This is a genomic window from Vibrio sp. 10N.247.310.98, from assembly GCF_041467395.1.
Lineage (GTDB): Bacteria > Pseudomonadota > Gammaproteobacteria > Enterobacterales > Vibrionaceae > Vibrio > Vibrio crassostreae_C.
The window spans coordinates 1-13,122 of the sequence record NZ_JBFSUL010000011.1; the positions used below are offsets into that span (position 1 = coordinate 1).

The following is a 13,122-nucleotide window of genomic DNA, read 5'->3' on the forward strand; positions in this document are numbered from 1 at the left end:
ACCATATCACTTACTACCGTTTTTGTTTTTAGTTCCCGCTAATCCGCGATGAACCTTTAATAAGCCGTCATGAACTATCAAATCAATTTGATGTGCCCGTATAGATTGGAGAACTGTAGGTATTCCCAGCGTGATACTGTACTTATGTAATCGTTCTCATGCGTTACTTCACACAATGAACTGTTTTGAGCACTTTAATTAGCGATATTCTCTATCAATTCGAGGGTTTTATTGTTCGATCTCTCACTTTGGATATTTGACTGAAAACGTTTCCATGGAGTGGTTGTTGATCACAGTATCTGTTCGTTGGAATGGTTACATTAGCATCGGACTTGATACTTGAGTGTTTTAAGAAGCGACCACAGAGTGGCTCTAAAACAGAACTTGAGTGGATAAATTATTATAAATAAAAGGTAAGCGTTTCAACGTCTGTTAGGAGATGAAGTTACGCGCCTGAAGGAAATACTATGTCTGATCAAATTACTCTACAAACCAAATTATCGTATGGACTTGGGGCTTTAGGTAAAGACTTTGCCTGTGCTCCAATCTACATCTTCTTAATGTTTTACTTCACCGATGTTGCTGGGCTGTCAGCGGCATTTGTGGGTACTATCTTTTTGGCCGCGCGCATTGTCGACGCGGTGACCGACCCAATGATGGGCGTTATCGTTGATAACACACGCTCTAAGTTTGGTAAATTCCGTCCTTGGATAGTGATTGGAACCCTGTTAAATGCTGTAGTGCTTGTTGGTCTTTTTAGTACGCATATGTTTGAAGGCACTACGTTATACATTTATGCAGCGGCTGCTTATATTCTGTGGGGCCTTACGTACACTATTATGGACATTCCATATTGGTCTTTGATTCCTGCACTATCGAGCTCTCGTCAAGAACGTGAAAAGTTGGTTGTTTGGCCACGATTATTTGCTAGCTTGGCGTGGTTTATTACGGGTACTTACGGGCTACATATTGTCGGTAAACTGGGTGACGGCGACCAAGGACAAGGTTTCTTCAACGTTGCTATGTTGATTGCTGTGCTGTTCGTGATGAGTGCATTCTTGATTGCTCGCAACGTAAAAGAAAAATCGGCACCAGCAAATGCGAAACCAGCTGAGCGTTTCAGCTTTAAAGATGTAATGGTTATCATTGGTAAGAATGACCAACTAAAAGCACTTATTGGTACCGTATTGTCGTTCCAAATAGCAAACTTGTTGGTGGGTGGTTTTGCGATTTACTACTTCTCTTACGCTTTAGGCAACGCTGACTTGTTCCCCGTTTATATGATGGTGGCAGGTATCGCTGAAGTTGCAGGCGTATTCTTGTTCCCTCGTATTGCATCAGTGTTACCACGCAAACACCTATGGGTTATCGCTTGTGGCTTCCCAGTGCTGTCTTGTACCACTCTACTTATCATGGGCTTTATCGCTCCAGGTAACGCGATTCTAATCGGTATCGCAGGTGCTGCTATCAAGTTTGGTGTGGGTATCGCTAACGCACTGCAAACTGTAATGCTTGCCGATGTTGTTGATTACGGTGAACACAAAACGGGTCGTCGCAGTGAGAGTGTTATCTTCTCTGTTCAAACTATGCTTGTTAAGTTTGCAGGCGCGGCTGGTGGTTTTATTGTTGGTATGGGCTTGTCTGTGGTGGGTTATGTACCAAACGTGGAACAGTCTGACAGCACTATCATGGGACTGCAGTTTATGATGGTAGGTTTACCAGCGATTCTAATGACGGTAAGTGCTCTTGTTTATAAGCGCTACTACCACCTGCATGAAGGATTTGATCAAGACCAAGCCGGTAAAGAGACTCAGACAAATGTTGTTACAGCAGAAGCATAACCGCTAAACGACGTCTAATCTAGAATAAAGCTCAGTTTAGTCACTAAGCCCAAACGCCTCCTTGTGAGGCGTTTTTTTATGGATGTGAGTTAATCAAAGCTGTGCCTGTAGGGCTTTTGTTTCGACTAAAACGCAAAAATCCGCATCGAATGATGCGGCTTCTTTAAATTTGGCTCCCCTTGCAAGACTTGAACTTGCGACATACGGATTAACAGTCCGCCGTTCTACCAACTGAACTAAAGGGGAATTGCTTGTTAGCGACGCGAATTCTAATAATTGTCCGGATTTCTGTCAATAAAAAATATCAGAAAAAAGTAAGATAAAAAACTTTACTTTCTTGAACGCCTTATAGGATTTAGCTTTGCTTTAGTTATCCACCAAAATTGTGGATAAGTGTGTGTGTGAAACTTTAACAACAATAATCGGGATAAATCGAAAAATGTAAAAACCTTATCTAACGTAATGTATTTAAAAGATTTATAGCAAAATGTCGCAATTGTATAACTTTTGTAGATTATAAAACGAACAGTAAAACAAGCGGTATTTTTAGGTTTTTTGGGGAAAAGTAGTGGATTAAAATTCGAGTAATTTAGCTGGGGAAACTTTGCAGGGCACGGATAATACCAAGTTCTAAAAATAAAAGCTATAACTGATCTCTGATCTTAAGATGCATTTCTCTAGATAATTGTTGCAACGACACTCCTCCTAGAGTGACAATGACCTGATTAAAAAAACAGTATGGAAATGGCGACCTATGAGTAAACTCTTTGACTTGGTATCGGACTACAGCCCGTCCGGTGATCAGCCGACAGCGATAACCAAATTACTAGACGGATTAGATTCTGGTTTGGCACATCAAACTCTACTAGGGGTAACGGGCTCAGGTAAAACCTTTACCCTTGCCAACGTCATTTCCCAATCTCAAAGACCTGCGATTCTGTTAGCGCCTAACAAGACATTGGCGGCTCAACTTTACGGTGAGATGAAATCTTTCTTTCCAAACAATGCCGTTGAGTATTTCGTTTCTTACTACGATTACTACCAACCTGAAGCCTACGTTCCAACCACGGACACGTTCATCGAGAAAGATGCGTCTGTGAACGCTCATATCGAACAAATGAGGCTTTCGGCAACCAAAGCCTTATTAGAACGAAAAGACGCCATCATTGTGGCTTCTGTGTCGGCTATCTACGGTCTGGGTGATCCTAAGTCTTATTTGAAGATGATGCTTCATTTGAGTCGTGGCGAGGTGATGGATCAGCGAGACATCCTGCGTCGATTGGCTGAGCTGCAATATTCAAGAAACGATGTCGCCTTTGAACGTGGTCAGTTCCGTGTTCGTGGTGAGGTGATTGATATCTTTCCGGCTGAATCTGACCAAGATGCGGTTCGAATTGAGATGTTCGATGACGAAGTGGACTGCATTAGTATTTTTGATCCTCTGACTGGTGCGGTGAAACAAAGAGACTTGCCGCGCTTTACGGTTTATCCAAAAACTCACTATGTAACGCCAAGAGAAAAAATCCTTGAGGCGATTGAGAACATCAAGGACGAACTGCGCGATCGTGCTCAATACTTAAAAGACAACAATAAGCTTTTGGAAGAGCAGCGTATCTCTCAAAGAACTCAGTTTGATATTGAGATGATGACCGAGCTTGGCTTCTGTTCCGGTATCGAAAACTATTCACGATACTTGAGCGGCCGTGCGGAAGGGGAAGCGCCGCCAACGTTATTTGACTACCTGCCTGATGATGGTTTGCTGATCATCGATGAGTCACACGTGACTGTGCCGCAAATTGGTGCGATGTATAAAGGTGACCGTTCTCGTAAAGAAACCTTGGTCGAGTTTGGTTTTAGACTGCCTTCTGCATTGGATAACCGTCCAATGAAGTTTGAAGAATTTGAGTCTATAGCCCCACAAACGATTTTTGTGTCGGCAACACCAGGTAATTACGAGATTGAAAAATCAGATGGCGAGATTGCTGATCAAGTGGTACGTCCTACTGGTCTGTTAGACCCAATCATCGAAGTAAGACCTGTCGCGACGCAGGTGGATGACTTGCTGTCTGAAATCAGAATCCGTTCAGTGAAAGAAGAGCGTGTTTTGGTTACCACGTTGACCAAGAGAATGGCAGAAGACTTAACCGAATACCTAAATGAGCACGGCGTTAAAGTGCGTTACTTGCACTCGGATATCGATACCGTTGAGCGTGTAGAGATCATCCGAGACCTACGTTTGGGCAAGTTCGATGTGTTAGTGGGCATTAACTTACTTCGTGAAGGTTTGGATATGCCTGAAGTGTCGCTGGTGGCGATTCTTGATGCAGATAAAGAGGGCTTCTTGCGTTCTGAGCGTTCTCTGATTCAAACCATTGGTCGTGCTGCTCGTAACTTGGAAGGTCGAGCAATCCTTTATGGTGATTCGATTACTAAGTCGATGAGAAAAGCGATTGATGAAACCGATCGTCGTCGCGAGAAACAGCAAGCCTACAACGAAGAGCAAGGCATCACTCCGCAAGCGTTGAAACGCAATATCAAAGACATTATGGAACTGGGTGATCTAACCAAGTCGAAGCAGCAGCGCCAATCGAAACAAGTTCCACTATCTAAGGTGGCAGAGCCTTCTGAAAGTTATGCAGTACTTACGCCGCAACAGCTTGATAAAGAGATCAGCAAGCTAGAATCTGCGATGTATCAGCATGCTCAGAATCTGGAATTTGAATTGGCCGCACAGAAGCGTGATGAAATTGATCAGTTAAGAAAGCAGTTTATTACCAACAGCTAATCTCACTTTTCGCTCGAGAATTGATCCCCCTCAACACAAGAATTGAGAGTGTTTCAGACAAAAAAACAGCCAGTAGTAAATGTTCTACTGGCTTACGTTTGTGAACAATCGGTCCACTAACAACGTCAGTTGGCTAGGTGACCCGAAGGTCATTTATACCGTTGCATCGTTCGTGCCAGATAGATAAAACATTGATTGTTTGAAGCAAGTAAAAAAACACACTACAAATACTGTGGCTAATTTGCATAATGCAAAGCGGAATGCGACTATAATAAGAAATGCAAATTATAAATGGCTAGGATATGCAATCAAAAACGCTAGATAACAAATCGAAGTATTTGTTGATGGTAGAGGATACCGCTTCGGTAGCAGCTTTATATCGCTCGTATCTTACACCGCTCGAAATTGATATCAACATTGTCGGCACTGGCCGCGATGCAATCGAGAGTTTGAATCATCGAATCCCAGACCTTATTTTATTAGATCTACGTCTGCCTGATATGACGGGTATGGACGTACTATTTGCTGTAAAACAAAAATACCCTGAAGTTCCAGTTATCTTCATGACGGCTCACGGCTCTATCGATACCGCTGTAGAAGCGATGCGTCATGGCTCTCAAGATTTCCTTATCAAACCGTGTGAAGCCGACCGACTCCGTATTACGGTGAATAATGCGATCCGCAAAGCCACCAAACTTAAAAATAGCTCGGAACACCCGGGAAACCAGAACTACCAAGGTTTTATCGGCAGCAGCCAAACCATGCAGCAGGTTTACCGAACTATCGATTCTGCTGCATCGAGTAAGGCGAGCATTTTCATTACTGGTGAAAGTGGTACCGGTAAAGAGGTATGTGCAGAAGCCATTCATGCGGCGAGTAAGCGTGGCGATAAGCCGTTCATCGCGATTAACTGTGCCGCTATCCCTAAAGACCTGATTGAAAGTGAGCTGTTTGGCCACGTTAAAGGTGCCTTTACCGGTGCTGCGACCGATCGCCAAGGTGCTGCTGAGCTTGCTGATGGTGGAACACTGTTCCTTGATGAACTGTGCGAAATGGACTTAGAGCTGCAAACCAAGCTGCTGCGCTTTATCCAAACCGGTACTTTCCAAAAAGTCGGCTCTTCGAAGATGAAGAGTGTCGACGTTCGTTTTGTGTGTGCGACCAACCGTGACCCTTGGAAAGAAGTACAAGAAGGTCGCTTTAGAGAAGATTTATACTATCGTTTATACGTGATTCCATTGCACTTGCCGCCATTGCGTGAGCGTGGTGAAGATGTCATCGAGATCGCGTATTCTCTGCTAGGCTATATGTCGGTCGAGGAGGGGAAGGCGTTTGTACGTTTTGCTCAGGAAGTACTTGATCGCTTTAATCAATATGAGTGGCCGGGTAACGTTCGTCAGCTACAAAACGTGTTGCGGAACGTGGTGGTTTTGAATAACGGCAAAGAGATTACTCTCAACATGCTTCCACCACCGTTGAACCAACCGATTGAAAACAGTCTGCGATTGAAAGAGAAGCAGAATGAAGACATCACGGTAAAAGATATTTTCCCATTGTGGATCACTGAGAAAACGGCTATCGAGCAGGCCATTAAAGCGTGTGATGGCAACATCCCTCGTGCGGCAGGTTTCTTAGATGTCAGTCCATCGACGATATACCGTAAGTTGCAAACGTGGAATGCGAAGCAGTAATCAACAAACAATAAGAAAATAATAATGACGAAAGTATTAAATCAGCAAAAAGTTGATGAGCTTGGCGGCGAAATAGGCCAAGAGAATGTCCCGGTTTTACTGGAAATCTTTTTAGGTGAGTTGAAAGGCTACTACGAACACCTAGAGATAAATAAAGAGTCGGATACCTCTAAGTACTTGGCTGATATCAGTCATGCGCTTAAGAGCAGCGCAGCAAGCTTTGGTGCGGATTCTTTGTGTAGTTTTGCGATTAGCTTAGACGCAAAAGTGAAGCAAGCGTTGCCTGTAACCGAGATTGATTTTCAAGATATGCAAGACCTCCTGTTATCGACGTACACTGAATATCAGCAGTTGATGACGGACCTTTAAAACAGCGAGTTATTACTGAGATTAAAAAAGGAGCAGCATGCTCCTTTTTTGTTGTTTGTCGCTTGAACCTATGGCTACGCCAACTGGGCTTCAATGGCTTGTTGAAGCTTCACACGGTCGTGTCGCCAATCTCGGTTTGCCGATGCAAGATCTGTGGTCACACAATTCCATTGCACTTCTAGTTCCGGGTGAGGTTCATTGCCTAACACGATGTCTATTTTCCTTGCCTTACAGGTACGTTCACACCACTCCAATTGCTCTTGAAGCGTCATTTTCCCTGCGGGACCGTGCTCTGGTGAAAGGTTTTCAACGAAGATAACTTTTGCCTTGGTGTTCTCAGAGATTGCTTTGCCAATCTCTGGAAGGAGAAGAGGGGGCATCACACTGGTTAAAAAGCTTCCAGGGCCAAGGACAATGCAGTCTGCTTGCTCAACGGCAGCAACGGCTTCTTTGGTTGCTGGCACTTCTGGAGACAAGTCCATCATGCGCAGCTTTTCCGTCATGTCATCAACGTTGGTTTCGCCGGTAACCCAGCGGCCGTCCATTGATAGAGCCGTGAGGTCTGAAGGATGCTCAGTCATCGGCACGATATTGACATCGACCTTGAGCATATTTCGAATCAGGTTAATTGCTTCCAATGGGCGAACGGAAAGGTTGTCTAACGCCGTCAGCATTAGGTTACCCAAGTTATGACCGTCTAGCTCACCTTGACCACGAAAGCGGTATTCGAACATCATCGAACTGATTGAAGGCTCTGTGATTAATTGGTTGATACAGTTGCGTGTATCTCCCCATGCGATGCCACCTTGGCAATCTCTAATACGTCCGGTGGAACCGCCGTTATCTGTCGTTGCAACAATGCCAGTTGCGTTGTTACCAAAGTCTTTTAATGCAGCTAACATGCGACCTAAGCCATGGCCACCGCCGATTGCTACGACTTTCTTTGAAGAGTAAATATTCATTTATTGTTCTTGTTAGGTTATTACCAACTATAATTTAGGTTAAATGCTTCTCGCTATATACTCAACAAGAGTTATTTTGAGCGTTTGATACGTTTTTTTTTGCCGATGTGACCCGTTTTTTACCATCAGAGCTAGATTCACGTACAAATATTAAGTATTTTATTACTCAGCTACTGCGCGTGTGAATATAACGCTCAGTTGCCATAACTCCGAGCTCTCGCATGCTAAGTCGCACAGTGGTATTTGCTGTACCGATACGCATTAAGAGCCAGTGACATGTTGTCACAAGGGCTTAATTGGAAATGATTATGCCTCCCGTGTTTGGAAAGGTGTTCCGTGGCGCAACAATTTGAAGATAGATTCCATCGCAAGTTTTATTACTTGCGCTTGTCGGTTACAGACGTCTGTAACTTTAAATGTACTTACTGCTTGCCAGATGGTTACAAACCGTCAGGGCAAAAAAACTCGTCTTTTTTAAGTGTTCCCGAGATTAAACGCGTTGTTAAAGCGTTTGCAGATTGTGGTACCTCAAAGATCCGCATTACAGGCGGAGAGCCGAGTCTGCGTAAAGACTTTCCTGAAATCATACATACCGTTGCTTCTACTCCAGGCATCGAAAAAGTAGCCACCACAACGAATGGCTACCGCATGGAGAAACAAGTAGGGCAATGGCGTGATGCTGGTTTAACCCATATAAACGTGAGCGTGGATAGTTTAGATTCGCGCATGTTCCATCAGATCACTGGTGAGAATAAGTTTACTGAGGTTATGCGAGGCATTGATAAAGCGTTTGAGGTTGGCTTTGAACAAGTCAAAGTCAACGTCGTATTAATGAAAGACCTCAATAGTCAGGAATTACCAGCCTTCCTTAATTGGATCAAAGACAAACCTATTCAATTACGTTTTATCGAGCTGATGAAAACCGGCGAGATGGACGAGTTGTTCGATAAACATCATGTGTCTGGCGTTGCGATTCGCAACCAGCTTATTGCTAATGGTTGGCTGTTAAAAGTCAAAGCCGTTAACGATGGCCCGGCGCAAGTGTTTGTCCACCCAGACTACAAGGGTGAAATCGGTTTGATCATGCCTTACGAGAAAGACTTTTGTGAGAGTTGTAACCGACTGCGCGTTTCTGCGACCGGTAAACTTCACTTATGTCTGTTTGGCGACCATGGTGTTGAACTGAGAGATCTGATTCAAGAAGATCAACAAGAGCAAGAACTCATTGATCGAATTCAGGCTCAGCTTCAAACCAAGTCCGTTAGCCACTTCTTACACGATGGCAACAGCGGCATGACTCCAAACTTGGCGTCAATCGGCGGTTAACCCGCTACACACTCTAAAGCATTTTATCGCTCAGCTTCTTCAGGCTGGGCGAATCAGTCTAATGAAAAATTTATATAGGTGAACAAATGGGTCACGCAGAAAGCAAATTCCAAGCAGCAAACATCGCAGTACTAACGGTTTCAGATACTCGTACAGAAGAAAACGACACTTCAGGCGGTTACCTAGCAGAGCATGCTAAAGAAGCGGGTCACAACGTGGTTGATAAGCAAATCGTTATTGATGACATGTACAAGATCCGTGCGATCGTATCTAAATGGATCGCTGATGAAAGCGTACAAGCTATCATGATCACGGGTGGTACTGGTTTCACTTCTCGTGACAGCACGCCTGAAGCGCTTAAGCCACTGTTCGACAAAGAAGTAGAAGGCTTTGGTGAGCTATTCCGTCAAGTATCTTACGAAGAGATCGGTACTTCGACAATTCAATCTCGTGCGATTGCGGGTTTTGCTAACCACACGGTTATCTTTGCGATGCCAGGTTCTACAGGCGCTTGCCGCACCGGTTGGACTAAGATCATCAAGCAACAGATGGATGCTAGCCACCGTCCTTGTAACTTCATGCCACACCTTTCTGTATAAGGCGGTTTGAGTATGAGCCAATTTACACACATTAACGCGTCTGGCGAAGCAAACATGGTCGATGTATCGGCTAAAGCGGAAACAGTACGTGAAGCGAGAGCGGAAGCCTTCGTTCAAATGTCGGCAGAAACGCTAGAGCTGATTGTCTCTGGTAGCCACCATAAAGGTGATGTTTTCGCAACGGCACGTATTGCGGGTATTCAAGCGGCGAAGAAGACGTGGGATCTGATTCCCCTGTGTCACCCTCTGCTATTAACTAAAGTAGAAGTGCAGCTTGAAGCTATCGAGTCTGAAAACAAGGTTCGCATCGAATCTGTTTGTAAGCTTGCGGGTAAGACGGGCGTAGAGATGGAAGCGCTAACGGCTGCTTCTGTGGCTGCGTTAACGATTTACGATATGTGTAAAGCTGTTCAGAAAGACATTGTTATCGAAAACGTGCGCCTGCTAGAGAAGACAGGTGGTAAATCTGGTCACTTTAAGGTGGAGTCATGATTACAGTACTTTTCTTTGCTCAAACTCGTGAACTTGTTGGTGTGGACAGCGTTGAAGTTGATGCACAATTTAAGACGATTGAAGCGATTCGTAGTCATCTTGTGACACAAGAAGGCAAATGGGATATCGCATTGGAAGAGGGGAAGCTTCTGGCTGCACTTAACCAATCAATCGTACCTCTGACAGCTGAAGTGAAAGACGGCGACGAAGTGGCTTTCTTCCCACCAGTGACTGGAGGCTAAGCATGGATCCAAGAGTATTAGTGACAGCTGAGGACTTCTCGGTAGGCGACGAATACGACTACTTGGCTCAAGGTACAGCTGCCGGAGCGATTGTGACGTTCGTTGGTAAAGTTCGCGACATGAACCTTGGCGACAATGTGATTGGTTTGTCTCTGGAGCACTATCCGGGTATGACAGAAAAATCACTGAGCGAGATCTGTGACCAAGCTGAGGCTCGCTGGCCTATTCAGAAGATGCGTGTTATCCACCGTGTAGGTGACTTAGATATCGGCGACCAGATTGTTTACGTTGGTGTATCCAGTGCACACCGTGGTGCTGCATTTGAAGCCTGTGAATTCGTTATGGACTTCCTGAAAACCAAGGCTCCCTTTTGGAAAAAGGAACGCACGACCGAAACGACGCGTTGGGTTGATTCTCGTGATTCAGACACGAAAGCAGCGGAACGCTGGGAGAAGTAATTTCTCTTAAAGTGATGTTGCTTCAGCATTTACTCATTTGTATATGAGACAGTTAAAAACCGACCACTTAGGTCGGTTTTTTTGTACCTGCTATAAATCTATTTATAGATAATCATTGATTTGATGAATGATAATTCATTGTGGTTGCATATAAATTCAGCGCGTAATTTTGTCTTAATTGGTGCATTGGATAACCCGGTTTGGTGCAGAGCATTATGCTGTCTTGTATAAAGTGATTATCCTCACAAATAGTGTAGACGGTTTAGGTGATATGTGATGTGCAATTAGATTTCATGTGGCATTAATGTTAATTTGCGCTCAGTGTTCTAGCATAAGATGCTAAAAAAAAGTATCAACACAGATACATCAACACTAAAGGCTGTTTTTTAATTAATCCCTCTACGCAAGTCACTACTGATTTGGGGTTTTTTAGATATTTACACTGATACCTTAAGTATTTCGGAGAATTATCCGATTTTTTGCGACTTGTTTGTGGCAAATTACTTCAATGGTTGATAGTGTGTGCCTCAATCTTTGTAAGGTTTTAGATTTTTATGCTTAAAATTTGAGCTAAATAAATCTAAATCACTGCCGTTCAGTGAACCAAGCAAAGAAGTCATGGATGCAATACGGAAAACTTGGAGTTTATTAAATGTACAAGAATAAAATCACTCAGGCCCTTCTTCTAGGTGCTGGTTTGGCAGTGGCTGCCACTTCTACTCTTTCTATCGCTGCTGAAGTTCCAGCAGGCACTGAACTAGCAAAAGTTCAGGAACTGGTTCGCGGTAATGGTACTGAAGTAGCAACACTCGACCCTCACAAATCTCAAGGTGTACCAGAATCTCACGTAATTCGTGACCTTCTAGAAGGTTTAGTGAACCAAGATGGCGACGGCAATACTATCCCAGGAGTAGCTGAAAGCTGGGAAACGACAGACAACAAAACATTCACTTTCCACCTACGTAAAGACGCAAAATGGTCTAACGGCGATCCTGTAACGGCAAATGACTTCGTTTACAGCTTCCAACGTGCGGTTGATCCTTTAACTGCTTCTCCATACGCTTGGTACATGGAATATACCAAGATGGCGAATGCGAAAGACATCGTTGCGGGTAAGAAAGACAAGAGTGAACTAGGCGTTAAAGCTTTAGATGACTACACGTTAGAAGTGACTTTAGATACAGCTGTCCCATATTTCGTAATGATGATGGGTCACACAACAGTGAAGCCAGTACATAAAGCAACTGTTGAAAAATTCGGTGACCAGTGGACTAAGCCTGAAAACTTTGTTGGTAATGGTGCATTTGTTCCAAATCAATGGGTAGTTAACGAGCGTCTTGAACTAGTACGCAACGAAAATTATTGGGATAACGAACATACAGTTCTTAACAAAGTAACATTCTTACCAATCGAAAACCAAGTAGCGGAAATGAACCGCTTCCTCTCTGGCGAACTAGATTTCACATATGAAGTTCCTAACGAGCACTTCCGTCGCTTACAGAAAGAATACCCAGAAGATGTAAACATTAAGGGTAACCTGTGTACTTATTACTACCAATTTAATGCACAGAAAGCACCTTTCGACGACGTACGTGTTCGTAAAGCAATGTCTTATGCGATGGATCGTGACATCGTGACGAAAGCGATTCTTGGTCAAGGTCAAAAACCAGCTTACTTCTTGACTCCTGAAATTACTGCTGGTTTTGACCCGGTAACTCCAGAGTATGGTCAACTTTCTCAAAAAGAGCGTATTGCTGAAGCGAAGCGTCTTCTTGAAGAAGCGGGCTACACGAAGAGCAACCCACTTGAATTTAACCTGCTTTACAACACGTCTGAAAACCACAAGAAGCTTGCTGTAGCAATCGCATCAATGTGGAAGAAAGAGCTTGGTATTAACGCGAAACTCGAAAACCAAGAGTGGAAATCATATCTAGACAGTAAAGATACTGGTAACTTTGACGTTGCTCGTGCAGGTTGGTGTGGTGACTACAATGAAGCATCTTCATTCCTAACATTGATGGTTAGCCAAAATACAACTGCTGGTCAGCACTATAAGAGCGCAGACTATGACAAGATTATCGATAAAGCACTAAGCTCTACTTCAGAAGAAGAGCGTACTAAGCTATACATCGAAGCAGAAAAATTGCTAGCTAAAGACATGCCAATTGCTCCAGTCTACCAGTACGTTACAACACGTCTTGTATCACCTCAGCTAGGTGGTTACCCAGAAGGTAACGCCGAAGATAAGATCTATTCAAAAGATCTTTATATCAAAGCAAAATAACCTCCTATAAAAATAAAATATAACTAACTTAGACCTGTGTGCGAGAAATCGCACGCAGTGTCTATTTAATTTT

11 protein-coding genes, 1 tRNA gene and 1 riboswitch are annotated in these 13,122 nt (G+C 43.7%); of the genes, 10 read left to right on the plus strand and 2 right to left on the minus strand.

Annotated elements, in window-relative coordinates; all coding sequences use genetic code 11:
* Positions 1-467 precede the first annotated feature (467 nt).
* A complete protein-coding gene (gene melB, locus AB6E78_RS06575; protein ID WP_102394332.1) occupies positions 468-1,841 on the plus strand; it encodes a melibiose:sodium transporter MelB in 1,374 nt (457 codons plus the stop codon).
* A gap of 170 nt (positions 1,842-2,011) precedes the next feature.
* Here melB and AB6E78_RS06580 read toward each other — a convergent pair.
* Positions 2,012-2,087, minus strand: a tRNA-Asn gene (locus AB6E78_RS06580).
* Positions 2,088-2,595: 508 nt separating this feature from the next.
* Here AB6E78_RS06580 and uvrB point away from each other — a divergent pair.
* From uvrB to luxU, 3 genes are all read left to right on the plus strand, one after another.
* Positions 2,596-4,626: an excinuclease ABC subunit UvrB gene (gene uvrB / locus AB6E78_RS06585; protein ID WP_372126065.1), complete on the plus strand. Its 2,031-nt coding sequence runs from the start codon at positions 2,596-2,598 to the stop codon at positions 4,624-4,626.
* A 302-nt stretch (positions 4,627-4,928) separates the two neighbouring features.
* Positions 4,929-6,317, plus strand: coding sequence for a quorum-sensing sigma-54 dependent transcriptional regulator LuxO (luxO, locus tag AB6E78_RS06590; protein WP_004734031.1), 1,389 nt, complete (start codon positions 4,929-4,931; stop codon positions 6,315-6,317).
* A 24-nt stretch (positions 6,318-6,341) separates the two neighbouring features.
* Entirely contained in the window at positions 6,342-6,686 is a 345-nt protein-coding gene (gene luxU / locus AB6E78_RS06595; protein WP_372126067.1) for a quorum-sensing phosphorelay protein LuxU, read from the plus strand.
* Positions 6,687-6,760: 74 nt separating this feature from the next.
* Here luxU and AB6E78_RS06600 read toward each other — a convergent pair whose 3' ends face one another.
* Entirely contained in the window at positions 6,761-7,648 is an 888-nt protein-coding gene (locus tag AB6E78_RS06600) for a YvcK family protein (protein WP_017062178.1), read from the minus strand.
* Positions 7,649-7,843: 195 nt separating this feature from the next.
* Positions 7,844-7,996, plus strand: a riboswitch (molybdenum cofactor riboswitch).
* On the opposite strand from AB6E78_RS06600, the gene moaA reads away from it, so the two are divergent.
* From moaA to AB6E78_RS06630, 6 genes are all read left to right on the plus strand, one after another.
* Complete coding sequence (gene moaA, locus AB6E78_RS06605; protein WP_009848642.1) at positions 7,985-8,974, plus strand: GTP 3',8-cyclase MoaA; 990 nt, start codon at positions 7,985-7,987, stop codon at positions 8,972-8,974. (Overlaps the previous riboswitch by 12 nt.)
* Positions 8,975-9,060: 86 nt before the next feature.
* Positions 9,061-9,573 carry a molybdenum cofactor biosynthesis protein B gene (moaB, locus tag AB6E78_RS06610; RefSeq protein WP_004734027.1) on the plus strand — a complete coding sequence of 171 codons (513 nt, stop codon included), beginning with the start codon at positions 9,061-9,063 and terminating at the stop codon, positions 9,571-9,573.
* A gap of 12 nt (positions 9,574-9,585) precedes the next feature.
* A complete protein-coding gene (moaC, locus tag AB6E78_RS06615) occupies positions 9,586-10,065 on the plus strand; it encodes a cyclic pyranopterin monophosphate synthase MoaC (RefSeq protein ID WP_004734026.1) in 480 nt (159 codons plus the stop codon).
* On the plus strand, positions 10,062-10,307 hold the full coding sequence (moaD, locus tag AB6E78_RS06620; protein WP_017063465.1) for a molybdopterin synthase sulfur carrier subunit: 246 nt from the start codon (positions 10,062-10,064) through the stop codon (positions 10,305-10,307). Before moaC ends, moaD begins: the two co-directional genes overlap by 4 nt.
* A gap of 2 nt (positions 10,308-10,309) precedes the next feature.
* On the plus strand, positions 10,310-10,765 hold the full coding sequence (moaE, locus tag AB6E78_RS06625) for a molybdopterin synthase catalytic subunit MoaE (protein WP_017062176.1): 456 nt from the start codon (positions 10,310-10,312) through the stop codon (positions 10,763-10,765).
* Between the two features lie 652 nt (positions 10,766-11,417).
* On the plus strand, positions 11,418-13,049 hold the full coding sequence (locus AB6E78_RS06630) for an ABC transporter substrate-binding protein (protein WP_016767672.1): 1,632 nt from the start codon (positions 11,418-11,420) through the stop codon (positions 13,047-13,049).
* The last annotated feature ends 73 nt before the right edge of the window (positions 13,050-13,122 follow it).

What these genes read in the sequence shown, in the direction of transcription:
- melB (WP_102394332.1), top strand. Translation starts at nt 468, where the DNA reads ATGTCTGATCAAATTACTCTACAAACCAAATTATCGTATGGACTTGGG.
- uvrB (WP_372126065.1), top strand. Translation starts at nt 2,596, where the DNA reads ATGAGTAAACTCTTTGACTTGGTATCGGACTACAGCCCGTCCGGTGAT.
- luxO (WP_004734031.1), top strand. Translation starts at nt 4,929, where the DNA reads ATGCAATCAAAAACGCTAGATAACAAATCGAAGTATTTGTTGATGGTA.
- luxU (WP_372126067.1), top strand. Translation starts at nt 6,342, where the DNA reads ATGACGAAAGTATTAAATCAGCAAAAAGTTGATGAGCTTGGCGGCGAA.
- AB6E78_RS06600 (WP_017062178.1), bottom strand. Translation starts at nt 7,648, where the DNA reads ATGAATATTTACTCTTCAAAGAAAGTCGTAGCAATCGGCGGTGGCCAT.
- moaB (WP_004734027.1), top strand. Translation starts at nt 9,061, where the DNA reads ATGGGTCACGCAGAAAGCAAATTCCAAGCAGCAAACATCGCAGTACTA.
- moaC (WP_004734026.1), top strand. Translation starts at nt 9,586, where the DNA reads ATGAGCCAATTTACACACATTAACGCGTCTGGCGAAGCAAACATGGTC.
- moaD (WP_017063465.1), top strand. Translation starts at nt 10,062, where the DNA reads ATGATTACAGTACTTTTCTTTGCTCAAACTCGTGAACTTGTTGGTGTG.
- moaE (WP_017062176.1), top strand. Translation starts at nt 10,310, where the DNA reads ATGGATCCAAGAGTATTAGTGACAGCTGAGGACTTCTCGGTAGGCGAC.
- AB6E78_RS06630 (WP_016767672.1), top strand. Translation starts at nt 11,418, where the DNA reads ATGTACAAGAATAAAATCACTCAGGCCCTTCTTCTAGGTGCTGGTTTG.